General features: G+C 62.0%; 23 protein-coding genes and 4 tRNA genes. 22 read left to right on the forward strand and 5 right to left on the reverse strand.

Annotated elements, in window-relative coordinates:
* Window positions 1–98 precede the first annotated feature (98 nt).
* From F8N82_RS01345 to F8N82_RS01355, 3 genes are read left to right on the forward strand one after another with little or no spacing between them, the layout of a single operon-like run.
* Window positions 99–758, forward strand: a complete 660-nt coding sequence (locus F8N82_RS01345) for a paraquat-inducible protein A (protein WP_038998706.1) — start codon at window positions 99–101, stop codon at window positions 756–758.
* Window positions 745–1,368, forward strand: coding sequence for a paraquat-inducible protein A (locus F8N82_RS01350; protein ID WP_038998707.1), 624 nt, complete (start codon window positions 745–747; stop codon window positions 1,366–1,368). Before F8N82_RS01345 ends, F8N82_RS01350 begins: the two co-directional genes overlap by 14 nt.
* Window positions 1,361–3,661, forward strand: a complete 2,301-nt coding sequence (locus tag F8N82_RS01355) for a PqiB family protein (RefSeq protein WP_038998708.1) — start codon at window positions 1,361–1,363, stop codon at window positions 3,659–3,661. The genes F8N82_RS01350 and F8N82_RS01355 overlap by 8 nt, the downstream gene beginning before the upstream one ends.
* A 140-nt stretch (window positions 3,662–3,801) precedes the next feature.
* Here F8N82_RS01355 and rpsT read toward each other — a convergent pair whose 3' ends face one another.
* Entirely contained in the window at window positions 3,802–4,080 is a 279-nt protein-coding gene (rpsT, locus tag F8N82_RS01360) for a 30S ribosomal protein S20 (protein ID WP_010220592.1), read from the reverse strand.
* Window positions 4,081–4,331: 251 nt separating this feature from the next.
* Between rpsT and murJ the strand changes: the two genes are divergently transcribed.
* The 6 genes from murJ (at window position 4,332) to ispH (ending at window position 11,667) form a co-directional block, all read left to right on the forward strand.
* Entirely contained in the window at window positions 4,332–5,870 is a 1,539-nt protein-coding gene (gene murJ, locus F8N82_RS01365) for a murein biosynthesis integral membrane protein MurJ (protein WP_038998710.1), read from the forward strand.
* A 118-nt stretch (window positions 5,871–5,988) separates the two neighbouring features.
* A complete protein-coding gene (gene ribF, locus F8N82_RS01370) occupies window positions 5,989–6,939 on the forward strand; it encodes a bifunctional riboflavin kinase/FAD synthetase (RefSeq protein WP_038998711.1) in 951 nt (316 codons plus the stop codon).
* Complete coding sequence (gene ileS, locus F8N82_RS01375) at window positions 6,936–9,767, forward strand: isoleucine--tRNA ligase (protein WP_038998712.1); 2,832 nt, start codon at window positions 6,936–6,938, stop codon at window positions 9,765–9,767. Before ribF ends, ileS begins: the two co-directional genes overlap by 4 nt.
* Window positions 9,760–10,275, forward strand: coding sequence for a signal peptidase II (lspA, locus tag F8N82_RS01380; protein WP_038998713.1), 516 nt, complete (start codon window positions 9,760–9,762; stop codon window positions 10,273–10,275). The genes ileS and lspA overlap by 8 nt, the downstream gene beginning before the upstream one ends.
* Window positions 10,268–10,705: an FKBP-type peptidyl-prolyl cis-trans isomerase gene (gene fkpB, locus F8N82_RS01385; RefSeq protein ID WP_038998714.1), complete on the forward strand. Its 438-nt coding sequence runs from the start codon at window positions 10,268–10,270 to the stop codon at window positions 10,703–10,705. Before lspA ends, fkpB begins: the two co-directional genes overlap by 8 nt.
* A 14-nt stretch (window positions 10,706–10,719) precedes the next feature.
* A complete protein-coding gene (gene ispH, locus F8N82_RS01390; RefSeq protein ID WP_038998715.1) occupies window positions 10,720–11,667 on the forward strand; it encodes a 4-hydroxy-3-methylbut-2-enyl diphosphate reductase in 948 nt (315 codons plus the stop codon).
* Here ispH and F8N82_RS01395 read toward each other — a convergent pair.
* Complete coding sequence (locus F8N82_RS01395; RefSeq protein WP_224793698.1) at window positions 11,656–12,138, reverse strand: GspH/FimT family pseudopilin; 483 nt, start codon at window positions 12,136–12,138, stop codon at window positions 11,656–11,658. The two genes, ispH and F8N82_RS01395, sit on opposite strands and share 12 nt — an antisense overlap.
* Before the next feature lie 142 nt (window positions 12,139–12,280).
* Here F8N82_RS01395 and F8N82_RS01400 point away from each other — a divergent pair, with 142 nt between their 5' ends.
* The 5 genes from F8N82_RS01400 to thiO are packed head-to-tail and all read left to right on the forward strand — an operon-like array spanning window position 12,281 to window position 15,177.
* On the forward strand, window positions 12,281–12,469 hold the full coding sequence (locus F8N82_RS01400) for a type IV pilus modification PilV family protein (protein ID WP_038998717.1): 189 nt from the start codon (window positions 12,281–12,283) through the stop codon (window positions 12,467–12,469).
* Window positions 12,466–13,125 carry a PilW family protein gene (locus F8N82_RS01405; RefSeq protein WP_038998718.1) on the forward strand — a complete coding sequence of 220 codons (660 nt, stop codon included), beginning with the start codon at window positions 12,466–12,468 and terminating at the stop codon, window positions 13,123–13,125. Before F8N82_RS01400 ends, F8N82_RS01405 begins: the two co-directional genes overlap by 4 nt.
* Entirely contained in the window at window positions 13,118–13,627 is a 510-nt protein-coding gene (locus tag F8N82_RS01410) for a pilus assembly PilX family protein (RefSeq protein ID WP_038998719.1), read from the forward strand. The genes F8N82_RS01405 and F8N82_RS01410 overlap by 8 nt, the downstream gene beginning before the upstream one ends.
* A 20-nt stretch (window positions 13,628–13,647) precedes the next feature.
* Complete coding sequence (locus F8N82_RS01415) at window positions 13,648–14,046, forward strand: type IV pilin protein (protein ID WP_038999711.1); 399 nt, start codon at window positions 13,648–13,650, stop codon at window positions 14,044–14,046.
* Window positions 14,047–14,073: 27 nt separating this feature from the next.
* Window positions 14,074–15,177 (forward strand): glycine oxidase ThiO, encoded by a 1,104-nt coding sequence (gene thiO, locus F8N82_RS01420; protein WP_038998720.1) that lies wholly within the window; start codon window positions 14,074–14,076, stop codon window positions 15,175–15,177.
* A 75-nt stretch (window positions 15,178–15,252) separates the two neighbouring features.
* Here thiO and F8N82_RS01425 read toward each other — a convergent pair whose 3' ends face one another.
* Window positions 15,253–15,483 (reverse strand): PP0621 family protein, encoded by a 231-nt coding sequence (locus tag F8N82_RS01425; RefSeq protein ID WP_038998721.1) that lies wholly within the window; start codon window positions 15,481–15,483, stop codon window positions 15,253–15,255.
* A 92-nt stretch (window positions 15,484–15,575) separates the two neighbouring features.
* Complete coding sequence (locus F8N82_RS01430; RefSeq protein WP_038998722.1) at window positions 15,576–16,598, reverse strand: outer membrane protein assembly factor BamD; 1,023 nt, start codon at window positions 16,596–16,598, stop codon at window positions 15,576–15,578.
* Window positions 16,599–16,748: 150 nt separating this feature from the next.
* Between F8N82_RS01430 and rluD the strand changes: the two genes are divergently transcribed.
* The 8 genes from rluD to F8N82_RS01470 all read left to right on the forward strand — a co-directional run bounded on the left by rluD (window position 16,749) and on the right by F8N82_RS01470 (window position 22,486).
* Complete coding sequence (gene rluD, locus F8N82_RS01435; protein ID WP_038998723.1) at window positions 16,749–17,711, forward strand: 23S rRNA pseudouridine(1911/1915/1917) synthase RluD; 963 nt, start codon at window positions 16,749–16,751, stop codon at window positions 17,709–17,711.
* Window positions 17,708–18,448 (forward strand): peptidoglycan editing factor PgeF, encoded by a 741-nt coding sequence (gene pgeF, locus F8N82_RS01440; RefSeq protein ID WP_038998724.1) that lies wholly within the window; start codon window positions 17,708–17,710, stop codon window positions 18,446–18,448. The genes rluD and pgeF overlap by 4 nt, the downstream gene beginning before the upstream one ends.
* 124 nt (window positions 18,449–18,572) lie before the next feature.
* Complete coding sequence (gene clpB, locus F8N82_RS01445) at window positions 18,573–21,137, forward strand: ATP-dependent chaperone ClpB (RefSeq protein ID WP_038998725.1); 2,565 nt, start codon at window positions 18,573–18,575, stop codon at window positions 21,135–21,137.
* 303 nt (window positions 21,138–21,440) lie between these two features.
* A tRNA-Asn gene (locus F8N82_RS01450) sits at window positions 21,441–21,516 on the forward strand.
* A 10-nt stretch (window positions 21,517–21,526) separates the two neighbouring features.
* Window positions 21,527–21,603: transfer RNA gene (locus F8N82_RS01455), tRNA-Pro, on the forward strand.
* Window positions 21,604–21,608: 5 nt separating this feature from the next.
* Window positions 21,609–21,684: transfer RNA gene (locus tag F8N82_RS01460), tRNA-Lys, on the forward strand.
* Window positions 21,685–21,782: 98 nt separating this feature from the next.
* Window positions 21,783–21,859, forward strand: a tRNA-Pro gene (locus tag F8N82_RS01465).
* 96 nt (window positions 21,860–21,955) lie between these two features.
* Window positions 21,956–22,486, forward strand: coding sequence for a dihydrofolate reductase family protein (locus F8N82_RS01470; RefSeq protein WP_038998726.1), 531 nt, complete (start codon window positions 21,956–21,958; stop codon window positions 22,484–22,486).
* Window positions 22,487–22,590: 104 nt separating this feature from the next.
* Here F8N82_RS01470 and F8N82_RS01475 read toward each other — a convergent pair whose 3' ends face one another.
* The gene (locus tag F8N82_RS01475; RefSeq protein ID WP_038998727.1) at window positions 22,591–23,886 is read right to left on the reverse strand and encodes an NAD(P)/FAD-dependent oxidoreductase; all 1,296 of its coding nucleotides are present in this window, start codon (window positions 23,884–23,886) and stop codon (window positions 22,591–22,593) included.
* Window positions 23,887–23,928 lie beyond the last annotated feature (42 nt).

Consider the following 23,928-nt stretch of genomic DNA (forward strand, 5'->3'; position numbering starts at 1 on the left):
TGGGCGTTTGGCTCGACTATGGCGGCAGCTTCATCGCGGGGCAAGCCCGCTCTCACATCGGTTAGAATAGCGCCCTCGCGTTGACTCAGAAGTTCACTATGTCAGAACCTGCCGACCCCCATCAGCTCGCCGACCTGCCACTGGAAGACCTGGTGGCCTGTCACGAATGCGACCTGCTGATGCGCAAGCCTGTGCTCAAGCAGGACGAAAAGGCCCACTGCCCACGCTGTGGCTACGAGCTCTACGCCCATCGGCACAATGTGGTCCAGCGCAGCCTGGCCCTGGTGCTGGCAGCCTTGCTGCTCTATGTGCCCGCCAACTTCCTGCCGATCATGCAATTGCATCTACTTGGTCAAAGCTCCGACGACACCGTCTGGAGCGGCGTGGTCGGGCTGTACAACACTGGCATGCGCGGCGTGGCGGTGGTGGTGTTTCTCTGCAGCATGGCCATACCTCTGCTCAAGCTGCTGTGCCAGCTGGCAGTGTTGCTGAGCATTCGCCTGAACATCGGCCGCAGTTACGGTTTGTTGCTCTATCGGATTTATCACCATCTGCGCGATTGGGGCATGCTCGAGGTTTACTTCATGGGCGTGCTGGTGGCGATGGTCAAACTGGTTGACCTGGCGGAGCTGAGCCTCGGCCTGGGTCTGGTCTGCTTTATCAGTTTGTTGTTGGTGCAGGTGTGGCTGGAGGTGGTGATGTCGCCCCACCAGATATGGAGTGCTTTGTCGGGGGAAGACCTGCATGCGTGCGATTGATGCTGGGATTCTGGTTTGTGGCGAATGCCATGAACTGAATCGCCAGGAGCCGGGCAGTGATGCGCAAACCTGCACCCGCTGTGGCGCAGTGGTACACGCGCGGCGGCCAAACAGCCTGGTGCGAACCTGGGCGTTGCTGATCACTTCGGCAATCTTGTATATCCCGGCCAACGTGCTGCCGATCATGACGGTCAGCGCTCTGGGGCAGGGTAGCCCGGACACGATCATGTCCGGTGTGATCACCCTTATGAAGCACGGCATGCTGCCGATCGCCGCCGTGGTGTTCATCGCCAGTATCCTGGTGCCGACCTTCAAGCTGGTGGGCATTGCCCTGCTGCTCTATTCGGTGCAGCGCCACCAACCGTTGTCAGCCCGGCAACGGATCCTGATGTACCGCTTCATCGAATTCATCGGACGCTGGTCGATGCTGGATATTTTCGTGATCGCCATTCTGGTGGCGGTGGTGAATTTCGGCAGGATCGCCAGTGTCGAAGCCAATCTGGGCGCCGTCGCCTTCGCCAGTGTGGTGATTCTGACGATGCTCGCTGCAGTAACCTTCGATCCCCGACTGATTTGGGATAACACGGAGTCGGATGACGACCATGAGTGATTTGCCTACGGCTAAAACCCGCCCAGCTTCGAACTGGTCGGCCATATGGATATTGCCCCTGATCGCCCTGGTGATCGGTGGTTGGCTTGGCTGGCAGGCCTATCGTGAGTCAGGTGTGAACATCCAGGTCCGCTTTGAAAGCGGTGAGGGTATCGTCGCCAACAAGACCGAAGTGGTCTTCAAGGGCATGTCGGTCGGTAAGGTGAAAGAGCTGGTACTGGATGCCAAGGGCAGCAATACCGGGGTTATCGCCACCATCGAGATGAACAAGGAAGCCGAGCCGCACCTGAACACCGGTACGCGCTTCTGGCTGGTCAAGCCAAGCGTCAGCCTGGCCGGGATCACCGGCCTGGAGACCCTGGTCTCGGGCAACTACATTGCCGTGAGCCCGGGGCAGGGTGAGCCGACCAAACGCTTCAAGGCGCTGGATGAGGCGCCGCCGTTGTCCGATAGCGAGCCAGGCCTGCACCTGACCCTCAAGGCCGACCGCCTGGGTTCGCTCAACCGCGACAGCCCGGTGTTCTACAAACAGATCCAGGTCGGCCGGGTGAAGAGCTATCGCCTGGCTGAAGACCAAGGTACGGTCGAGATCAAGGTGTTCATCGAGCCGGCCTACGCCGATCTGGTGCGCAAGCACACGCGATTCTGGAATGCCAGCGGCATCAGCATTGACGCCAACCTCTCCGGGGTGAAGGTGCGCAGCGAGTCGCTGGCCAGCATCGTCGCCGGCGGTATCGCCTTCGCCACGCCCGAGCACCGCAAGGACAGCCCGCCAACCGATTCGAATCTGCCGTTCCGTCTGTACGAGGACTTCGACGCAGCCCAGGCCGGAATTCGCGTCAAGGTCAAGCTGAGCGACTTCGAGGGCCTGCAAGCCGGGCGTACCCCGGTGATGTACAAAGGTATCCAGGTCGGCTCGCTGAAGGCCCTCAAGGTCGATACCGACCTGGCCAGCGCCATGGCCGAACTGACCCTCGATCCGCTGGCCGAAGACTACCTGGTCGATGGCACGCAGTTCTGGGTGGTCAAGCCGTCGATCTCCCTGGCCGGTATTACCGGTCTGGAAGCGCTGGTAAAAGGTAACTACATCGCTATCCGCCCAGGCGACAAGGGCGCGACCCCGCAGCGTGAGTTCGAGGCGCGGGCCAAGGCGCCGCCGCTGGACCTCAAGGCGCCTGGGCTGCACCTGGTGCTGTACAGCGACAACCTTGGTTCACTGGAAGTCGGCAGCCCGATCCTTTACCGTCAGGTCAAGGTCGGTACGGTGCAGAGCTATCAGTTCTCGAAGAAGAGCAAACGCCTGCTGATCGGTGTGCATATCGAGAAAGAGTACGCCGGCCTGGTCAACGGTTCGACGCGCTTCTGGAATGCCAGCGGCATTACCCTGAGTGGTGGCCTGTCGGGCATTCAGATCAAGAGTGAATCGCTGCAAAGCCTGATGGCCGGCGGCATTGCCTTCGACACACCCATCCCGAATGTGAAGCTCAAGCGCCGTATTCCATTCTTCCGCCTGAATGAAAGCCAGGAGGTGGCCAACCGCAGCGGTACCACGGTAACCATTCGTGTCGATCGCGCGGACGGCCTCAAGGTCGGCACGCCGATTCGCTTCAAGGGCCTGGACGTCGGCAAGGTCGAGCAGGTCGACCTGACCAATGATCTGCAGGCGGTGCTGCTCAAGGCACGCATCACCGAAGTGCCGGAGCGCATTGCCCGCGAAGGTTCGCAGTTCTGGGTGGTCAAGCCGGCCTTGGGCATCGTCAAGACCGCCAACCTGGAAACCCTGGTCACTGGTCAGTACCTGGAAGTGCAGCCGGCAGTCAGGAGTACCGGGCCACAGCTCACCTTCAATGCCTTGCCACAGGCGCCGGATTTCTCCGAGCGCGAAGCGGGATTGTCGCTGGTGCTCAGTGCTGCGCGGCGGGGTTCGATCAAACCGGGCGTGCCAGTCACTTACCGCGAGATCCCGGTAGGCAAGGTCACCGGTTTCGAATTGGGGCAGACCGCCGACCGGGTGCTGATCCATATCCTGATCGAACCCAAGTATGCATCGCTGGTACGCGGCGGTAGCCGTTTCTGGAACAGTAGCGGCTTTGGCTTCGACATCGGCCTGTTCAAAGGCGCGACGGTGCGTACCGAGTCGCTGGAGACCCTGATCGAGGGTGGTATTGCCTTCGCAACGCCGGAGGGCGAGAAGATGGGCAACCCGGCGCGCCCGCAGCAGACCTTTGCTTTGTTCGACAAGGCCGAGGATGAATGGCTGCAGTGGGCGCCGAAGATTCAGATTGGTAAGTAGTCGCTAGCCATCGCGGGGCAAGCCCGCTCTTACACAAACCTGTAGGAGCGGGCTTGACCCGCGATGCTTTTTTGCAAGCAACCCAAATCACAGGCAATAAAAAACCGACCCTAGGGTCGGTTTTTCAACAAGCGTGTCGCTTAGGCAGCTGCAGCTTCTTTCAGCGCCTTGATGTGGCCATTCAGACGGCCTTTATGGCGAGCAGCCTTGTTCTTGTGGATGATACCTTTATCGGCCATGCGGTCGATAACTGGAACAGCCAGAGTGTAAGCAGCTTGCGCTTTTTCGGCGTCTTTTGCGTCGATGGCTTTAACTACATTCTTGATGTAGGTACGAACCATGGAACGCAGGCTGGCGTTGTGGCTGCGACGCTTCTCAGCCTGTTTTGCACGTTTTTTGGCGGAAGGTGAGTTGGCCACCGTCGAGCTCCTCGAAAGACTTGGTAAATAGCAAACAAAATAGGCCGCGAATCATGCCGATGAGTTGATCGGTTGTCAAGGGCACTTGCATGGTTCCGCTGAGTGGTCGTTCTGTACAAGGGAGTGATTCCCTTCTGCGGTACGACCTGTAAACTCGGGAGTTTTTGCTCTGCTTGCGTTGCGGCGCGGAGTATCGCACAACTGGGCGCGTTGCGGCACAGCCCTTTATCCTCAGGCGTGAAAAACTTTCGATGAATCTTCTCAAATCCCTGGCCGCGGTCAGCTCCATCACCATGATCTCGCGGGTGCTGGGCTTTGTCCGTGACACCATCCTGGCGCGGGTATTCGGCGCCGGCGTGGCCACCGACGCCTTTTTCATTGCCTTCAAACTGCCCAACCTGCTGCGGCGTATCTTTGCCGAAGGCGCGTTTTCCCAAGCGTTCGTGCCGATTCTGGCCGAATACAAGACCCAGCAAGGCGAGGAGGCGACCCGCACCTTCATCGCTTATGTCAGCGGCCTGCTGACCCTGGTGCTGGCCCTGGTCACCGCCCTCGGCATTCTCGCTGCGCCCTGGGTGGTATGGGTCACGGCACCGGGTTTTGTCGACAGCGCCGAAAAGTACCAGCTGACCACCGACCTGCTGCGGGTGACCTTCCCTTATATATTGCTGATCTCGCTGTCATCGCTGGCCGGCGCCATCCTCAATACCTGGAACCGCTTTTCGGTACCCGCGTTCGTGCCGACCCTGCTCAACGTGGCGATGATCGGCTTTACCCTGTTCCTGACACCGTACTTCGACCCACCGATCATGGCCCTGGCCTGGGGCGTGCTGGCTGGCGGCCTGGCGCAGCTTTTGTATCAGCTGCCGCACCTGAAGAAGATCGGCATGCTCGTGCTGCCGCGCCTGAACCTGCGCGATAGCGGCGTGTGGCGGGTACTCAAGCAGATGCTGCCGGCGATCCTAGGGGTCTCGGTGAGCCAGATCTCGCTGATCATCAACACCATCTTCGCCTCGTTCCTGGTGGCAGGCTCGGTGTCGTGGATGTATTACGCCGACCGCCTGATGGAGCTGCCTTCCGGAGTGCTCGGCGTGGCCCTGGGCACCATCCTCCTGCCAACCCTGGCCAAGACCTACGCCAACCGCGACCGCGACGAGTATTCGCGGATTCTCGACTGGGGCCTGCGCCTGTGCTTTCTGCTGGTGCTGCCGTGCACCTTGGCCATGGCGATTCTCGCCGAGCCGCTGACCGTGGCGCTGTTCCAGTACGGTAAATTCAGCGCTTTCGACGCAGCCATGACCCAACGTGCGCTGATTGCCTATTCACTCGGCCTGCTGGCGATTATTCTGGTCAAGGTGCTGGCACCTGGCTTCTATGCCCAGCAGAACATCCGTACTCCAGTGAAGATCGCGATCTTCACTCTGGTCTGCACCCAGCTGTTCAACCTGGCATTCATCACCCACCTGCAGCACGCTGGCCTGGCCCTGGCCATCAGCCTTGGTGCCTGCCTGAACGCCGGCCTGTTGTACTGGAAGCTGCGTCAGCAGCAGTTGTTCCAGCCGCAACCGGGCTGGGCCAAGTTCCTCGCCAAGCTGGTGGTGGCGGTGTTGTTGATGTCGACGGTCTTGCTGGTGGGCATGCATTACATGCCGGCCTGGGCCGAAGGGCAGATGCTCGAGCGCTTCCTGCGCCTGGGCGCGCTGATCCTGGCCGGGGTCGTGACCTATTTCGGCTGTCTGTTGCTGTTTGGATTTCGCCCGCGTGACTTCGCCCGCAAGGCGTTGCATTAAGGGCTGACGACGGTCAGACGTCGGTTTTACACATTCCACGCCACGGGGTGACGCTGCTGCCTGTCGTCAGCGCCCGGGTGTGGTTATAATCGACCACTTTATGAGCAAGAAGCGCGTTATGCAGCTGGTTCGAGGCCTCCACAACCTGCGCCCCCAGCACCGGGGCTGTGTCGCCACTATTGGCAACTTCGACGGTGTTCACCGCGGCCACCAGGCAATCCTGGCACGCCTGCGTGAGCGAGCGCACGAGTTGGGCGTGCCCAGCTGCGTGGTGATTTTCGAGCCACAGCCGCGTGAATACTTCGCCCCCGACACCGCGCCTGCGCGCTTGGCCCGCCTGCGCGACAAAGTCGCCCTGCTGGCCGCCGAAGGCGTCGACCGGGTGCTGTGCCTGGCGTTCAACCAGCGCCTGAGCAAGCTCAGCGCCGCCGAGTTCGTCGACACCATCCTGGTCGATGGCCTGGGCGTCAAACACCTGGAAGTGGGCGACGATTTCCGCTTCGGTTGCGACCGGGTCGGCGACTTCGACTTCCTCGAGCAGGCCGGCATCCTCCAGGGGTTTACCGTGGAAGAGGCGCAAACCGTCGAGCTCGACGGCCTGCGGGTCAGCAGCACGCAAGTGCGCGATGCCCTGGCCAACGCCGATTTCGCCCTGGCCAAGCATTTGCTGGGCCGGCCGTTCCGCATCTGCGGGCGGGTGCTGCACGGGCAGAAGCTGGCACGCCAGCTGGGTACCCCGACAGCCAACATCCAGCTCAAGCGTCATCGCGTACCGTTCACCGGGGTCTACCTGGTCAGCGTCGACGTCGATGGCAAGAACTGGCCGGGCGTCGCCAATATCGGCGTACGGCCAACCGTTTCAGGTGATGGCAAAGCCCACCTGGAAGTACATCTTCTGGATTTTGCCGGCGATCTTTATGGCCGGCGTCTGACGGTGGAATTCCACCACAAGCTGCGTGAAGAGCAGCGATTCGCCTCCCTGGAGGCGCTGAAGTCGGCGATCGATGCGGATATCGCCGCCGCACGTGCCCATTGGCACGGTCAACCGCTAACGAAGAGCCTGAAATGACCGACTATAAAGCCACGCTAAACCTTCCGGACACCGCCTTCCCGATGAAGGCCGGCCTGCCACAGCGCGAACCGCAGATCCTGCAGCGTTGGGACAGCATTGGCCTGTACCAGAAGCTGCGCGAAATTGGCAAGGATCGTCCGAAGTTCGTGCTGCACGACGGCCCACCCTACGCCAACGGCAAGATCCACATCGGTCATGCGCTGAACAAGATTCTCAAGGACATGATTGTCCGCTCCAAGACCCTGTCCGGTTTCGACGCCCCCTACGTCCCGGGCTGGGACTGCCATGGCCTGCCGATCGAGCACAAGGTCGAAGTGACCCACGGCAAGCACCTGAGCGCCGACCAGACCCGCGAGCTGTGCCGCGCCTATGCCGCCGAGCAGATCGAAGGGCAGAAGACCGAGTTCATTCGCCTGGGTGTGCTGGGCGACTGGGACAACCCGTACAAGACCATGAACTTCGCCAACGAAGCCGGCGAAATCCGCGCGCTGGCCGAAATGGTCAAGCACGGCTTCGTGTTCAAGGGCCTCAAGCCGGTCAACTGGTGCTTTGATTGCGGTTCGGCCCTGGCCGAAGCCGAGGTCGAGTACGCCGACAAAAAATCGCAGACCATCGATGTCGCCTTCCCGGTAGCCGATGAAGCCAAGCTGGCCGCCGCCTTCGGCCTGGCCGCGCTGGCCAAGCCTGCCTCTATCATGATCTGGACCACCACCCCGTGGACCATTCCGGCCAACCAGGCGCTGAACGTCCATCCGGAGTTCAAGTACGCCCTGGTCGATACCGGCGACAAACTGCTGGTACTGGCTGAAGAGCTGGTCGAGTCGTGCCTGAAGCGTTATTCGCTGGAAGGTTCGGTAGTCGCCACCGCGCCAGGCTCGGCGCTGGAACTGATCAACTTCCGTCACCCGTTCTACGATCGTCTGTCGCCGGTGTACCTGGCCGACTACGTCGAGCTGGGCGCCGGTACCGGTGTGGTTCACTCCGCACCAGCCTACGGTGAAGACGACTTCGTCACCTGCAAGCGCTACGGCATGGTCAACGACGACATCCTTACCCCGGTGCAGAGCAACGGCGTGTACGTGCCGTCGCTGGAGTTCTTCGGCGGCCAGTTCATCTGGAAGGCCAACCCGGCCATCGTCGAAAAACTTTCTGAAGTCGGTGCGCTGATGCACACCGAAACCATCAGCCATAGCTACATGCACTGCTGGCGCCACAAGACCCCGCTGATCTATCGCGCCACCGCGCAGTGGTTCGTCGGCATGGACAAGCAGCCCGACAACGGCGAGACCCTGCGCAAGCGTGCGGTCAAGGCCATCGAAGAGACCAAGTTCGTCCCGGCCTGGGGCCAGGCGCGCCTGCATTCGATGATCGCCAACCGCCCGGACTGGTGCATCTCGCGTCAGCGTAACTGGGGCGTACCGATCCCGTTCTTCCTCAATAAGCAAACCGGCGAGTTGCACCCGCGCACCGTCGAGCTGATGGAAGAAGTGGCCAAGCGCGTCGAGAAAGAAGGCATCGAAGCCTGGTTCAAGCTCGACGCCGCCGAACTGCTCGGTGACGAGGCCGGCCAGTACGACAAGATCGCCGACACCCTCGACGTCTGGTTCGACTCCGGGACCACCCACTGGCATGTGCTGCGTGGCTCGCACAGCATCGGCCACGAGACCGGCCCGCGCGCCGACCTGTACCTGGAAGGTTCCGACCAGCACCGCGGCTGGTTCCATTCCTCGCTGCTGACCGGCTGCGCCATCGACAACCATGCGCCGTACCGCGAGCTGCTGACCCACGGCTTCACCGTCGACGAGAACGGCCGCAAGATGTCCAAGTCGCTGGGTAACACCATCGAGCCGCAGAAGGTCAACGACACCCTGGGTGCCGACATCCTGCGCCTGTGGGTTTCGGCTACCGACTACTCCGGCGAGATGGCGGTTTCCGAGCAGATCCTGCAGCGCAGCGCCGACGCCTACCGGCGTATCCGCAACACCGCGCGCTTTTTGCTCTCCAACCTGTCCGGCTTCGACCCGGCCCGCGACCTGCTGCCGGCCGAAGACATGCTGGCGCTGGACCGCTGGGCCGTCGACCGTACCCTGCTGCTGCAGCGCGAGCTGGAAGAGCACTACGGCGAATACCGCTTCTGGAACGTCTACTCGAAGATCCACAACTTCTGCGTGCAGGAGCTGGGTGGCTTCTACCTGGACATCATCAAGGACCGCCAGTACACCACCGGCGCCAACAGTGTTGCCCGTCGTTCCTGCCAGACCGCGCTGTACCACATCAGCGAAGCGCTGGTGCGCTGGATCGCGCCGATCCTGTCGTTCACCGCCGACGAGCTGTGGCAGTACCTGCCTGGCGAGCGCAACGAGTCGGTCATGCTCAACACCTGGTATGAAGGCCTGAGCGAGCTGCCGGAAGGCTTCGAGCTGGGTCGCGCCTACTGGGACCGCGTGATGGCGGCCAAAACCGCGGTCAACAAGGAACTGGAAAACCAGCGTGCGGCCAAGGCCATCGGTGGCAACCTGCAAGCCGAAGTCACCCTGTTCGCCGACGACGCCCTGAGTGCCGACCTGAACAAGCTGGGCGACGAGCTGCGTTTCGTGCTGATCACCTCGGCGGCCAGCGTTGCGCCGTTCGCCCAGGCGCCAGCCGATGCGGTCGAGACCGAAGTCCCTGGCCTGAAGCTGAAAGTGGTCAAGTCCGGCCACGCCAAGTGCGGCCGTTGCTGGCACTTCCGCGCAGACGTGGGCTCGAACCCCGAGCACCCGGAAATCTGCGCCCGTTGCGCCGACAACATCAGCGGCAAGGGTGAGGTGCGCCACTATGCCTAACCCTGGTGTGGGGCGCTTCGGGCGCCTCAGCTGGCTGTGGCTGAGCGTGCTGGTCCTGGTCCTTGACCAGGCCAGCAAGTTCTACTTCGAGGGTGCGCTGAGCCTCTACCAGCAGATCGTGGTCATTCCCGACTACTTCAGCTGGACCCTGGCCTACAACACCGGTGCTGCCTTCAGTTTCCTGGCTGACAGCTCCGGCTGGCAGCGCTGGCTGTTCGCCCTGATCGCCGTGGTGGTCAGCGCGGTCCTGGTGGTCTGGCTCAAGCGCCTGGGGCGCAACGAAACCTGGCTGGCAGTCGCCTTGGCGCTGGTGCTCGGCGGCGCGCTGGGCAACCTGTACGACCGCATCGTGCTGGGTCACGTGGTCGATTTCATCCTCGTGCACTGGCAGAACCGCTGGTACTTCCCGGCCTTCAACCTGGCCGACAGCGCCATTACCGTGGGTGCGGTGATGCTGGCGCTGGACATGTTCAAGAGCAAAAAGTCCGGAGAACCCGTCCATGACTGAGACCCGTATCGGCCAGAACACCGAAGTGAAACTGCACTTCGCGCTGCACCTGGAAAACGGCGACACCGTCGATAGCACCTTCGACAAGGCCCCGGCGGTGTTCAAGGTGGGTGATGGCAACCTGCTTCCGGGCTTCGAAGCGGCAATCTTCGGCTTCAAGGCCGGTGACAAGCGCACGGTGACCGTCGAGCCGGAAAACGCCTTCGGCCAGCCTAACCCGCAGAACGTGCAGATCATTCCACGGTCGCAATTCAACGACATGGAGCTTTCCGAAGGTCTGCTGGTGATCTTCAATGACGCTGCCAATGCCGAGCTGCCGGGTGTGGTCAAAGCCTTCGATGACGCTCAAGTGACCATCGACTTCAACCATCCACTGGCTGGCAAAACCCTGAGCTTCGAGGTGGAAATCCTCGAAGTCACGGCGCTTTGAGCCGGGAGCCGAACATGCAAATCAAACTCGCCAACCCCCGTGGCTTTTGTGCCGGTGTGGACCGGGCGATCGAGATCGTCAATCGTGCGCTGGAAGTCTTTGGCCCGCCGATCTATGTGCGCCATGAAGTGGTGCACAACAAGTTCGTGGTCGAAGACCTGCGCGCGCGCGGGGCGATTTTTGTCGAAGAGCTGGACCAGGTGCCGGATGACGTGATCGTCATCTTCAGCGCTCACGGTGTTTCTCAGGCCGTGCGCCAGGAAGCGGCGGGGCGTGGCCTGAAAGTGTTCGACGCGACCTGCCCACTGGTCACCAAGGTGCATATCGAGGTGGCGCGCTACAGCCGCGACGGCCGTGAGTGCATCCTGATCGGCCACGAAGGTCACCCGGAAGTCGAAGGCACCATGGGGCAGTACGACACCGGCAACGGTGGCGCCATCTACCTGGTGGAAGACGAGGAAGATGTTGCCAGTCTGCAAGTCAACGACCCGGACAAACTGGCCTTCGTCACCCAGACCACCCTGTCGATGGACGATACCAGCCGGGTGATCGATGCCCTGCGCGCGCGCTTCCCCAATATTGGCGGGCCGCGCAAAGACGACATCTGCTACGCCACCCAGAACCGTCAGGACGCGGTCAAGCAACTGGCCAACGAGTGCGACGTGGTACTGGTGGTCGGCAGCCCGAACAGCTCCAACTCCAACCGCCTGCGTGAGCTGGCTGAGCGTATGTCGACGCCGGCCTACCTGATCGACGGCGCTGAAGACCTGCAAAAAAGCTGGTTCGAGGGTGTCGAGCGCATTGGTATCACCGCTGGCGCTTCGGCGCCCGAGGTGCTGGTGCGTGGCGTGATCGAGCAACTGCGGGCCTGGGGTGCCACTGGCGCCGAAGAGCTCGATGGTCGCGAGGAGAACATCACTTTCTCGATGCCCAAAGAGCTGCGCGTGCGTTCACTGATCTGACCCGCCAGCCGCGCACAGCGGCTGCTCGCCGGGCTCCTCGCGCAGGCTGACCCGGCCTGTGTGGGCCAGTACCACCCGGTACTGGCTGAAGGCTTTGGGGCGCTGGCAAATGAACAGCGTCCCGGCCTGAAACGCTCCCCCCGCATGCAAGGGCACCCCCAGCCCGCTGAAGCGCACCTGTCGGGCCACCGGCTGATTGCCGACAATCATCACCACCGCTTCAAGCCGACGCTGTTCATACAGCAGCTGCTGGCCATCCTGCTCAAGGACCATGCGCCAGCCATTGCTCCAGTTGTCCTCAAGCGCCTGCAGGCGTACCACCTGGTTACGCAGCGAGGCCTCGCTGCGCGCGGTGCGCAAGGCTTGCGCCAGGTCGCGGGCGGCGGCGCGCTGTTGTAGCCCACCGCTCATGGCGCTGTAGGTCGGCACGCTGATGTGCGTCAGCATCCCCACCAGCGCTAGCGCGAACATCATTTGTATCAGTGTTACGCCCTGTTGCTTCACCGTGCATTCCTCCCTGGAAGTGCTTCTATAGAGTCAGGCCGACGGACAGGAGCGTCCAGTCGGCCGGGTTGGCAAAGGGCTGTGGAAAAGTCGCAGGAGGAAAGGCGCCATGGATGGCGGACGGCAACAAGGGATGAGCCTGATCGAGGTGCTGCTGGCCATGCTGGTGCTGGGGCTTGGCCTGTTTGCCGCGGCGGGCGCGCAAGTGCGGGCGCTGCAGGCCACCGACAGTGCCTTGCAGGCTACCCAGGCGGCGTATCTGCAGCATGGCGCGCTCGAACAGGCGCGTATCCGATGAGCCGGCAAGGCGGCGTCGGCCTGGTCGAAGTGCTGCTGGCCTTGAGTCTCGGCTTATTGCTGTTGCTCGGTGCAAGCCGCTTGTTCCTGGTGGCCAGCCAGAACTGGCAGGCTCAGGGTATCGCGGCCCAGTTACAGGAAGACGCACGCCTGGCGTTACAGCGCATGGCCCAGGACATTCGCATGAGCGGCATGCTCGGCTGTTTGCGAGCGGATGCAATCAGCCATGTGAACCCGTCCTCGGCACAGGCGTTTGCCCAGCCGCTGGAAATTACCCTGGCAGCGGATGGGCGGCTGCAGCTCCTGAGTCTCATCAGCGCCGAAGTGGCCGGCGCCGGTGGGCGGCCGAACTGGACACTGGTCACCGATTGCATTCGCCTGGCGCGTGTCTATGCCGATGTGCAGGTGGCACCTGCCGGGCAGTACGCAATTCCGATACGCCGCCAGACCTATCGGGTAGAGGGCGCCAGCCTGATGCTCGGCAGCGGCGCGAGCTATGCGCCATTGATCGACAACCTGGGCGAGTTGCGCGTCGACCTCATCAGGCGAGATAGCAACGGCATTGCCGGGCTACGCCTGAGCCTGACCTTGCTTGACCCGCAGTCGCGGGTCAGGCCGCAGCAGTATCAACTGACGGTGGCCTTGCGCAATGGCTAGGCCCGGCAGCCAGCGCGGCGTGGTTTTGCTGGTCAGCCTGGTGTTGCTGGGGCTGTTGGGTGTGCTCGGCCTCTCGGCCATGGTCAGTGCCACGCTGCAAGAGCGCATGGCCGGCAACCTGCACGCAGCCCTGCAAGGTTTCGAGCATGCAGAACAGACCTTGTTGCTGGGGGAGTCGCAGGTTTCGGGCGTGCTGCCATGCAGCTACTGTTTACCACCCCCTGAAGCCGGGCGGGTGAGGTTGGCTGGCGTCTACCGCGGTGAAGGACCAACGTCCGGCCTGAGCTGGCAACACGGCGCCAGCGGCTTCTACCTGGTGCAGAACCTTGGCCAGAGCACCCATGCCGCACATTGGCCCGCCAATCAGGCCGCCACCCTGTACCGGATCACCGCAGTCAGCCATGACGGGGCAGGACGCAGTGTGCTGGAAAGCGTTTATGCACAGGCTGTAGAAGAGTGCGCCTCTGAGCCCAGGCGCATTCTCTGGCGGCAGATTCACTAGGAGTTCGACTTATGTACACCCTGCAGAAAGGTTTGAGCCTGATTGAACTGTTGCTTGTCGTCTCCGTGGTCGGCATTCTGGCGGGCATTGCCTATCCCAGCTACAGCGAACAGGTCCGCAAGGCCGCACGCACGGAAATCGCCGGGTTGCTGTTCGAGAGCGCGCAGTTGCTGGAGCGTCATTATTCACGCAGCGGCCAGTATGCCGACAGCGAAGCCCTGGTCACCCCATTGGCGCCCGGGACCGAGCACTACCGGCTGCAAGCCGTTCGTCATTCGACGTCATTCATCCTTACCGCCCAGCGCATTGCCGGTGGCTTGATGAGCAGTGACCGCTGCGCCGATTTCGAACTCGACCAGGCCGGTATGCGCCGCAATCCCGGCGCCGTTGATGGCGGCCGTGGCTGTTGGGGTGGCTGAGGTTTACTTCAGAAGTTGGATCAATACATGACCAAGCAAGTAGTGATTGTCGGCGGCGGGGTGATCGGCCTGCTGACAGCGTTCAACCTGGCGGCGGACGTCGAGCAGGTGGTGCTGTGTGATCGTGGCGCGCTCGGCCAGGAGTCTTCCTGGGCCGGTGGTGGCATCGTCTCGCCGCTGTACCCGTGGCGCTATAGCCCGGCGGTAACGGCCCTGGCGCACTGGTCGCAGGATTTTTATCCACAGTTGGGCGAGCGCCTGTTCGCCAGCACCGGGGTTGACCCGCAAGTGCACACCACCGGCCTGTACTGGCTGGACCTGGACGACGAAGCCGAGGCCCTGGCCTGGGCCAAGCGCGAGGGGCGACCGTTGAGTGCTGTGGATATCTCTGCGGCCTATGACGCGGTGCCGGTGCTTGGCGGCGGTTTCCGTCGCGCAATCTACATGGCCGGGGTGGCCAACGTGCGCAACCCGCGCCTGGTCAAATCGCTCAAGGCCGCCTTGCTGGCGCTGCCGAACGTGAGCATTCGCGAGTACTGCGAAATCACCGGCTTCAGCCGTGAGGGCGAGCGCATCACCGGGGTGGAGACTGCGACCGGGCCGATCCAGGCCGATCGCGTGGTGCTGACCGCAGGCGCCTGGAGTGGCGACTTGCTGCGGCCATTGGGCCTGGAGCTGCCGGTTGAGCCGGTCAAAGGGCAGATGATCCTGTACAAGTGCGCCGAAGACTTTTTGCCGAGCATGGTCCTGGCCAAGGGGCGTTATGCGATCCCGCGGCGTGATGGGCATATTCTGGTGGGCAGTACCCTGGAGCATGCCGGTTACGACAAGACCCCGACCGACGAAGCGCTTGAAAGCCTGAAGGCGTCGGCGGTCGAACTGTTGCCGGCGCTGGCCGATGCCACCCCGGTGGCCCATTGGGCGGGGCTGCGGCCGGGTTCGCCTGAGGGCATTCCGTATATCGGTGAGGTGCCGGGCTATGCCGGGCTGTGGCTGAACTGCGGGCATTACCGCAACGGCCTGGTGCTGGCGCCGGCGTCGTGCCAGTTGTTTGCGGATTTGTTGCTGGGACGTGAGCCGATCATTGACCCGGCGCCGTATGCGCCGGCTGGGCGGGTGGCTGCTCTTTAGGGCCTCATCGCGGGGCAAGCCCGCTCCTACAACCCGGTAGGAGCGGGCTTGACCCGCGATGCAGGCGCCGCGCAATCAGCGCTGCGCCCCAGGCCCCTGCTCCAGGTGTGCCTGGCTGCAATACCACTGCGCCCCGCGATGCAGTGCCCGGTCACTGGGCAAATGCACACCGCAATGGGCGCAACGGACCATCTTCAGCGGGTCTTCGAGGCTGTTGTTTTGCCCAGCAGCATTGCTGGCCTTGAACTTGCGCCACAGCCAGAAGGCAGCAGCAATCAGGGCAATCCAGAAAAGTAGGCGAACCATGGTGTCCAGCTTTGTCAGTGAAGAGCCTTCAGTCTAGGGCTCGGGCATGAAAAAAGGGAGGCCTTGGCCTCCCTTTATCTTTACACGATGGCTCAGTCGAACACACCGAAGGTCATGTAGCTGAACCAGGAGCGGTCTTCGTTGTTGCCTTGCGCTTCATGGTTCTCTTCTTCGATGACGTCACCGTTTTCATCTTTAGGCAGCAGTTCTTCCGGGATCGCGTCTTTGGCGTCCTGGTACTGCTTCACCACGTCCTGGTTGGCGCGGGTTTCGCCCGGTGGCAGCGGCGTGGCGGTATTGATCAGGCCCAGGGTCGCCTTGGACAGCCACGAACGGTTGTCGGCCTCGTCCTGCTGCGGCACGAACTGGCCATCGACCAGGCTCGGGTGGTCCGGGTAGTTGAGCTTGAGGGTTTCCAGGCTGGTGGCGGCCAGTTCGTCCAGATGCAGACGCATGTAGGCTTCGGTCATCACCGCCAGACCGTCGCCGACCGATGGGGTTTCCTGGAAGTTTTCTACAACGTAGCGGCCACGGTTGGCGGCAGCGACGTAAGCCTGACGGGTCAGGTAGTAGTCGGCCACGTGGATTTCGTAGGAAGCCAGCAGGTTGCGCAGGTAGATCATGCGCTGCTTGGCGTCTGGCGCGTAGCGGCTGTTGGGGAAGCGGCTGGTCAGCTGGGCGAATTCGTTGTACGAGTCGCGGGCAGCGCCCGGGTCACGCTTGGTCATGTCCAGCGGCAGGAAGCGCGCCAGCAGGCCGCGGTCCTGGTCGAAAGAGGTCAGACCCTTGAGGTAGTAGGCGTAGTCGACGTTCGGATGCTGCGGATGCAAGCGAATAAAACGCTCGGCGGCAGACTTGGCAGCCTCCGGTTCGGCGTTCTTGTAGTTCGCGTAGATCAGCTCGAGCTGGGCCTGGTCGGCGTAACGGCCGAACGGATAGCGCGATTCCAGGGCCTTGAGCTTGCTCGTGGCGCTGGTATAGCTGTGGTTGTCCAGGTCGGCCTGCGCCTGCTGGTACAGCTCGGCTTCGCTCAGGTTTTCGTCGACGACTTCCTTCGAAGAACAAGCAGCGGTCAGTCCGAGGATGGCGATCAGCAGCAGGTGTTTCACTTGCATGGCGGCTTGCGTCCCTATGACGGCCGCTGTCTTGGGCGTGGCCGTCCTGTTATGATGAGCACCCCGATGCAACCCTCGGGGCAAAAGACGTCGTATTTAACCACAAGCGTGCAGTCGAAACCAAAGGCTGTGCCGCCCGCTGATTCGAGCATGTCCGAGATCATTCAACTTCGCGCAGAGGTGCCGTCCGAATTGGGCGGGCAACGCCTCGACCAAGTCGCCGCCCAATTGTTCGCTGAGCACTCGCGCTCGCGCCTGTCCACCTGGATCAAGGAGGGGCGCCTGACGGTCGATGGCGCTGTCCTGCGTCCTCGCGATATCGTCCACGGCGGTGCGCTGCTGGCGCTCGATGCCGAGCAGGAAGCCCAGGGCGAGTGGGTGGCCCAGGACATCGAGCTGGATATCGTCTATGAAGACGACCACATCCTGGTGATCAACAAGCCTGCCGGGCTTGTGGTGCACCCGGCTGCGGGCCACGCCGATGGCACCCTGCTCAATGCCCTGCTGCACCATGTGCCGGACATCATCAACGTGCCGCGCGCTGGTATCGTCCATCGCCTGGACAAGGACACCACCGGTCTGATGGTGGTGGCCAAGACCATCCAGGCGCAGACCCAACTGGTCGCCCAGTTGCAAAGCCGAAGCGTCAGCCGCATCTATGAATGCATCGTGATCGGTGTGGTCACCGCCGGCGGCAAGATCAACGCGCCGATCGGTCGCCACGGCGGCCAGCGCCAGCGCATGGCGGTTACCGAAGGCGGCAAGCCGGCGGTCAGCCACTACCGGGTACTGGAGCGCTTCCGCTCGCACACCCATGTGCGGGTCAAGCTCGAAACCGGGCGTACCCACCAGATTCGCGTGCACATGGCCCACGTCAACTTCCCGTTGGTCGGCGATCCGGTCTACGGCGGGCGTTTCCGCATTCCGCCAGCGGCCAGCCTGACCATGGTCGACGCGCTCAAGACCTTCCCGCGCCAGGCCCTGCACGCACGCTTCCTGGAGCTGGATCACCCGGTGACCGGCGAGCGCATGGGCTGGGAATCGGCGCTGCCGGATGACTTCGTCTGGCTGCTGTCGCTGCTCAAGCAAGACCGTGAGGCATTCGTCGGATGAGCGAGCTGACGCAAGCGCTGCTGTTTCCTGACTGGCCTGCGCCAGCCGGGGTACGCGCCTGCGTCACCACGCGCAGCGGCGGGGTCAGCCTGCCGCCCTATGAAAGCTTCAACCTCGGTGACCATGTTGGCGATGCGCCAGCGGCGGTGGCCGAGAACCGCCGGCGCCTGACCGCCGAGTTCGGCATCCAGCCGGCCTGGCTCAAGCAGGTGCATGGCGTGGTGGTGGCCGATGCCGACCCAAGCGTTATCGCCGAGGCCGATGCCAGCTACAGCGCAACGCCGGGCATTGCCTGCACGGTAATGACCGCCGACTGTTTGCCGGTACTGTTCTGCGACCGCGCCGGTACCCGCGTAGCCGCCGCTCATGCTGGCTGGCGCGGGCTGGCCAACGGTGTGCTGGAAGCCACTCTGGAGCGCCTGGCACTGCCGCCCGAAGATGTTTTAGTGTGGCTCGGCCCGGCCATTGGCCCGCAAGCCTTTGAAGTCGGCCTGGAAGTACGCGACGCGTTCACGACCGTTCATCCGGAAACTGCCCAGGCCTTCGTGCCCGGTGCCCAGCCTGGCAAGCTGATGGCCGACATCTACCAACTGGCCCGTCTGCGCCTTGCGGCACGCGGCGTCGAAGCGGTCTATGGTGGTGGTTTGTGCACCGTCAGCGACCCGCGCTTCTATTCTTATCGGCGCACCCCGCAGGGTGGCCGCTTCGCTTCCCTGGTCTGGCTGGCCCCGCGCTGACCTGGATCAAGCCCGGCTAGCTTGAATCTTCCAGAATCACCCTTATCTATAGGGGTATCTCTGGCAGGTTTTTCTTCATCAGGTGTGTCCATCGCTCCGACCTGCCCATAAAGGAAGGTAACTTATGCGAATAGACCGTTTGACCAGCAAGCTGCAATTGGCATTATCCGATTCCCAATCCCTGGCCGTGGGCATGGACCATCCGGCCATCGAGCCTGCGCACCTGTTGCAGGCCCTGATCGATCAGCAGGGCGGTTCGATCAAGCCGCTGCTGATGCAGGTCGGCTTTGACGTCAACAGCCTGCGCAAGGCGTTGAGCAAAGAACTCGACCAACTGCCGAAAATCCAGAACCCCACCGGCGACGTGAACATGTCCCAGGACCTGGCGCGTCTGCTCAACCAGGCTGACCGCCTGGCCCAGCAGAAGGGCGACCAGTTCATCTCCAGCGAGCTCGTGCTGCTGGCGGCCATGGACGAGAACAGCAAGCTTGGCAAGTTGCTGCTCAGCCAGGGCGTAAGCAAAAAGGCTCTGGAGAACGCCATCAGCAACCTGCGAGGCGGCGAGGCGGTCAATGACCCCAACGCCGAAGAGTCGCGCCAGGCCCTGGACAAATACACCGTCGACCTGACCAAGCGCGCCGAAGACGGCAAGCTTGACCCGGTGATCGGCCGTGACGATGAAATCCGCCGCACCATCCAGGTACTGCAACGCCGGACCAAGAACAACCCGGTGCTGATCGGTGAGCCTGGCGTCGGTAAGACCGCCATCGCCGAAGGCCTGGCCCAGCGCATCATCAATGGCGAAGTGCCGGACGGCCTTAAAGGCAAGCGCCTGCTGTCGCTGGACATGGGCGCGCTGATTGCCGGTGCCAAGTTCCGTGGTGAATTCGAAGAGCGCCTCAAAGGCCTGCTTAACGAGCTGTCCAAGCAGGAAGGGCAGATCATTCTGTTCATCGACGAACTGCACACCATGGTCGGCGCCGGTAAAGGCGAAGGCTCGATGGATGCCGGCAACATGCTCAAGCCGGCCCTGGCTCGTGGCGAACTGCACTGCGTCGGCGCCACCACGCTGAACGAGTACCGCCAGTACATTGAAAAAGACGCAGCGCTTGAGCGGCGTTTCCAGAAGGTGCTGGTAGAAGAGCCGAGCGAAGAAGACACCATCGCCATCCTGCGTGGCCTCAAGGAGCGTTACGAGGTGCATCACAAGGTGGCGATCACCGACGGCGCGATCATCGCCGCGGCCAAGCTCAGCCATCGCTACATTACTGACCGGCAGCTGCCGGACAAGGCCATCGACCTGATCGACGAAGCGGCCAGCCGCATCCGCATGGAGATCGACTCCAAGCCGGAAGTGCTCGACCGCCTGGAGCGCCGCCTGATTCAACTGAAGGTTGAGTCTCAGGCGCTGAAGAAAGAGGACGACGAAGCCGCGCTCAAACGCCTGGAGAAGCTCACCGAAGAGATCGTCCGGCTGGAGCGCGAGTACGCTGACCTGGAAGAGATCTGGACCTCGGAAAAAGCCGAAGTACAGGGCTCGGCGCAGATCCAGCAGAAAATCGAGCAGTCGCGTCAGGAGCTCGAAGCAGCCCGCCGCAAAGGCGACCTCAGCCGCATGGCCGAACTGCAGTACGGGGTGATCCCGGACCTGGAGCGCAGCCTGCAGATGGTCGACCAACACGGCAAGGCGGAAAACCAGCTGCTGCGTAACAAGGTGACTGAAGAAGAAATCGCCGAAGTCGTGTCCAAGTGGACCGGCATTCCCGTGGCCAAGATGCTCGAAGGCGAGCGGGAAAAACTGCTGAAGATGGAAAGCCTGCTGCACGAGCGGGTGATCGGCCAGGAAGAAGCGGTAGTGGCAGTGTCCAACGCCGTGCGTCGTTCGCGTGCCGGCCTGTCGGACCCGAACCGCCCGAGCGGCTCGTTCCTGTTCCTCGGCCCGACCGGTGTCGGTAAAACCGAGCTGTGCAAGGCGTTGGCCGAATTCCTCTTTGATACAGAAGAGGCGATGGTGCGGATCGATATGTCCGAGTTCATGGAGAAACACTCCGTGGCTCGCCTGATCGGTGCCCCACCAGGCTACGTCGGTTATGAAGAGGGCGGCTACCTGACCGAAGCCGTGCGGCGTAAGCCTTATGCCGTAGTGCTGCTCGACGAAGTCGAGAAGGCCCACCCGGATGTGTTCAACGTGTTGCTGCAGGTGCTGGAAGACGGTCGCCTGACTGACAGCCACGGGCGTACGGTGGATTTCCGTAATACCGTGATCGTCATGACCTCCAACCTGGGCTCTTCGCAGATCCAGGAACTGGTAGGTGATCGCGAAGCGCAGCGTGCGGCGGTGATGGATGCCGTGGGTTCGCACTTCCGGCCGGAGTTCATCAACCGGATCGACGAAGTGGTGGTGTTCGAGCCGCTGGGCCGCGATCAGATCGCCGGCATTACCCAGATCCAGCTCGGTCGCCTGCGCAGCCGTCTGGCCGAGCGTGAGCTGAGCCTGGAGCTGAGCCCTGAGGCGCTGGATAAACTGATCGCCGTCGGTTACGACCCGGTCTATGGCGCACGGCCGCTGAAACGGGCGATCCAGCGCTGGATCGAGAACCCGTTGGCGCAGCTGATCCTGTCGGGCCAGTTCCTGCCAGGCAGCGCCATTACGGCGAAGGTAGAGGGCGAAGAGATCGTCTTTGCCTGAGTTTTCGGCGGGTTACGCTAAGGCCTCGAATTTCGAGGCCTTTTTTCTTTGCATTTTTTCTCGAGTGCTTGTAAAGTGCGCCCCGCTGTATGTCGCCCCGCAGCTTCCCGGCAAAATTGGGAATCTGAAAAAAAGTTGCAAATCAGTAAGTTGAATGCAAATTAGGGGTTGACAAGGGTTTTGAAGGTTGTAGAATAGCGCGCCTCAGAGGCATGAACGCAGCGATGCACAAGGTCGAAGAGTTCGAAGCGGTAGTGATACAGCACTCGAAATTGCAGCACTGTTGTAATTGAAATTGATAGTTCCGCGATAGCTCAGTCGGTAGAGCAAATGACTGTTAATCATTGGGTCCCAGGTTCGAGTCCTGGTCGCGGAGCCAAATTTCAAGCCGGGGTATAGCGCAGTCCGGTAGCGCGCCTGCTTTGGGAGCAGGATGTCAGGAGTTCGAATCCCCTTACCCCGACCATTTTTGGGTCGTTAGCTCAGTTGGTAGAGCAGTTGGCTTTTAACCAATTGGTCGTAGGTTCGAATCCTACACGACCCACCATTTTTGAAGCCGGTACGCTGGGTTCAAATCTTAAAAGGTTGGTTTGCCATTAGCAGCCAGCCATAAAAAAGGCGCCTTAGTTGGTGCCTTTTTTTTACCGGGGTATAGCGCAGTCCGGTAGCGCGCCTGCTTTGGGAGCAGGATGTCAGGAGTTCGAATCCCCTTACCCCGACCATCTTCAGAAAGAAGGGCACCTTGCAAAAGGTGCCCTTTTTTCGTTTCTGCGCCCTGGCTGATACTATCCGGCTATTTCCTGCAAAGGAGTTGCGCCGTGACCCTGAAAACCTCCGTCTACATCGCCACCAGCCTTGATGGCTTTATCGCCCGTGAAAGCGGTGAGCTGGACTGGCTGATGGTCGCCACCAGTTCCAGTGACGATCACGGTTATGCGGCGTACATGGCGACCATCGACACCCTGATCATGGGCCGCAACACCTTCGAGAAGGTCCTGACCTTCGGCGAGTGGCCGTATTCGCACAAGCGCGTGGTGGTGCTGAGCAGCACCTTGCAGCCGGCAGACATGCAGCATGGGGTCGAAGTGCATCCGGGGCCGATCGCCGAGCTGGTCGAATACCTGAGTGAAACAGGCGTCAAGGGCCTGTATCTCGATGGCGGGCAGGTGATTCAGAGCTTTTTGCGCGAGGGGCGGCTGGATGAACTGACCATCACTCGCATACCGGTGTTGCTGGGGAGTGGCATCCCGTTGTTCGGGGCCCTGGAGAAGGACGTGACGCTGCAGCATATGCGCAGTACCACCTTTGAGAGCGGCTTTGTGCAGAGTACCTATAGGGTACTGAAGTAAACAATGCCGATGCCATCGCGGGTCAAGCCCGCTCCCACAGAAACACCGCCATACCTGTGGGAGCGGGCTGGACCCGCGATGAGGCCCTCAAAGCCAATACAAACTCAGTGCAACTTCAACCGCGGCTCAGTCCCGCGCCCGATCCGGCTACCCAGCATCAGCATCAAGGTGCGGAAGGTCCCGTACAGCGCCATCTGGTGCATGCGATACAGCGACACATAGAACATCCGCGCCAGCCAGCCCTCGAGCATCACGCTACCGGTCAGGTTGCCCATCAGGTTGCCCACCGCCGAGAAGCGCGACAGCGACACCAGCGAACCGTAATCCCGGTACGCATAAGTCGGCAAAGGCTTGCCTTCCAGGCGCGCCTTCAGCCCCTTGGCCAGCAACGACGCCTGCTGGTGCGCAGCCTGCGCCCGTGGTGGCACGTTACGGTCACTCCCCGGTTGCGGGCAGGCAGCGCAGTCGCCGAAGGCAAAAATGTTGTCGTCCAGGGTAGTCTGCAGGGTAGGGCGCACCACCAACTGGTTGATCCGGTTGGTTTCCAGGCCGTCGATGTCCTTGAGGAACCCCGGCGCCCGAATACCCGCCGCCCAGACCTTGAGGCTGGCCTGAATCACATCACCATTGCTGGTGCGCAGCTCATCGGCGGTCACTTCACTGACCGCCGAGTTGGTCATCACCGTCACCCCGAGTTTTTCCAGGGTCTTGTGCACCGGCACGCTGATGCGCTCCGGCAGTGCTGGCAGTACCCGTGGGCCGGCTTCGATCAGGGTGATGTGCATGTCTTTGGGCTGGATACGATCCAGGCCATAAGCCGCCAGCTCATGGGCCGCGTGATGCAACTCGGCCGCCAGCTCCACACCGGTGGCACCGGCACCGACAATGGCCACGCTGATTTGCTCATTGGCCTGATCGCCAGCATGGGCGCGCAGGTAGTGGTTGAGCAGTTGCTGGTGGAAGCGCTCGGCCTGCTTGCGGGTGTCGAGGAACAGGCAATGCTGCGCCGCGCCCTGGGTGCCGAAGTCGTTGGTGTTGCTGCCCACCGCGATTACCAGGGTGTCATAGCCCAGGGTACGCGCAGGCAGCAGTTCGCGGCCGTCTTCATCGAGGGTCGCAGCCAGCTGGATCTGCTTGGTTTCGCGGTCCAGGCCGCTCATGCGCCCGAGCTGGAACTGGAAGTGATTCCACTTGGCCTGGGCCACGTAGTTCAGTTCGTCTTCGCAAGAGTTGAGCGAGCCTGCCGCCACTTCGTGCAGCAGTGGCTTCCAGATGTGCGTCAGGTTGGCGTCGACCAGGGTGATGCTGGCGCTGCCTTTTTTGCCCAGGGTCTTACCCAGGCGGGTCGCCAGTTCCAGGCCGCCGGCGCCGCCGCCGACAATCACTATACGGTGAGTCATGGAGATATCTCATAAGGTTTACGGAATTCGGGTCTTGAGTGG

Origin of the sequence: Pseudomonas fluorescens (assembly GCF_902497775.2) — a bacterium.
Classification (GTDB): domain Bacteria; phylum Pseudomonadota; class Gammaproteobacteria; order Pseudomonadales; family Pseudomonadaceae; genus Aquipseudomonas; species Aquipseudomonas putida_F.

Coding starts and splice junctions, on each gene's coding strand:
- F8N82_RS01345 (WP_038998706.1), top strand. CDS start 99: ATGTCAGAACCTGCCGACCCCCATCAGCTCGCCGACCTGCCACTGGAA.
- F8N82_RS01350 (WP_038998707.1), top strand. CDS start 745: ATGCGTGCGATTGATGCTGGGATTCTGGTTTGTGGCGAATGCCATGAA.
- F8N82_RS01355 (WP_038998708.1), top strand. CDS start 1,361: ATGAGTGATTTGCCTACGGCTAAAACCCGCCCAGCTTCGAACTGGTCG.
- murJ (WP_038998710.1), top strand. CDS start 4,332: ATGAATCTTCTCAAATCCCTGGCCGCGGTCAGCTCCATCACCATGATC.
- ribF (WP_038998711.1), top strand. CDS start 5,989: ATGCAGCTGGTTCGAGGCCTCCACAACCTGCGCCCCCAGCACCGGGGC.
- ileS (WP_038998712.1), top strand. CDS start 6,936: ATGACCGACTATAAAGCCACGCTAAACCTTCCGGACACCGCCTTCCCG.
- lspA (WP_038998713.1), top strand. CDS start 9,760: ATGCCTAACCCTGGTGTGGGGCGCTTCGGGCGCCTCAGCTGGCTGTGG.
- fkpB (WP_038998714.1), top strand. CDS start 10,268: ATGACTGAGACCCGTATCGGCCAGAACACCGAAGTGAAACTGCACTTC.
- ispH (WP_038998715.1), top strand. CDS start 10,720: ATGCAAATCAAACTCGCCAACCCCCGTGGCTTTTGTGCCGGTGTGGAC.
- F8N82_RS01395 (WP_224793698.1), bottom strand. CDS start 12,138: ATGTTCGCGCTAGCGCTGGTGGGGATGCTGACGCACATCAGCGTGCCG.
- F8N82_RS01400 (WP_038998717.1), top strand. CDS start 12,281: ATGGATGGCGGACGGCAACAAGGGATGAGCCTGATCGAGGTGCTGCTG.
- F8N82_RS01405 (WP_038998718.1), top strand. CDS start 12,466: ATGAGCCGGCAAGGCGGCGTCGGCCTGGTCGAAGTGCTGCTGGCCTTG.
- F8N82_RS01410 (WP_038998719.1), top strand. CDS start 13,118: ATGGCTAGGCCCGGCAGCCAGCGCGGCGTGGTTTTGCTGGTCAGCCTG.
- thiO (WP_038998720.1), top strand. CDS start 14,074: ATGACCAAGCAAGTAGTGATTGTCGGCGGCGGGGTGATCGGCCTGCTG.
- F8N82_RS01425 (WP_038998721.1), bottom strand. CDS start 15,483: ATGGTTCGCCTACTTTTCTGGATTGCCCTGATTGCTGCTGCCTTCTGG.
- F8N82_RS01430 (WP_038998722.1), bottom strand. CDS start 16,598: ATGCAAGTGAAACACCTGCTGCTGATCGCCATCCTCGGACTGACCGCT.
- rluD (WP_038998723.1), top strand. CDS start 16,749: ATGTCCGAGATCATTCAACTTCGCGCAGAGGTGCCGTCCGAATTGGGC.
- pgeF (WP_038998724.1), top strand. CDS start 17,708: ATGAGCGAGCTGACGCAAGCGCTGCTGTTTCCTGACTGGCCTGCGCCA.
- clpB (WP_038998725.1), top strand. CDS start 18,573: ATGCGAATAGACCGTTTGACCAGCAAGCTGCAATTGGCATTATCCGAT.
- F8N82_RS01475 (WP_038998727.1), bottom strand. CDS start 23,886: ATGACTCACCGTATAGTGATTGTCGGCGGCGGCGCCGGCGGCCTGGAA.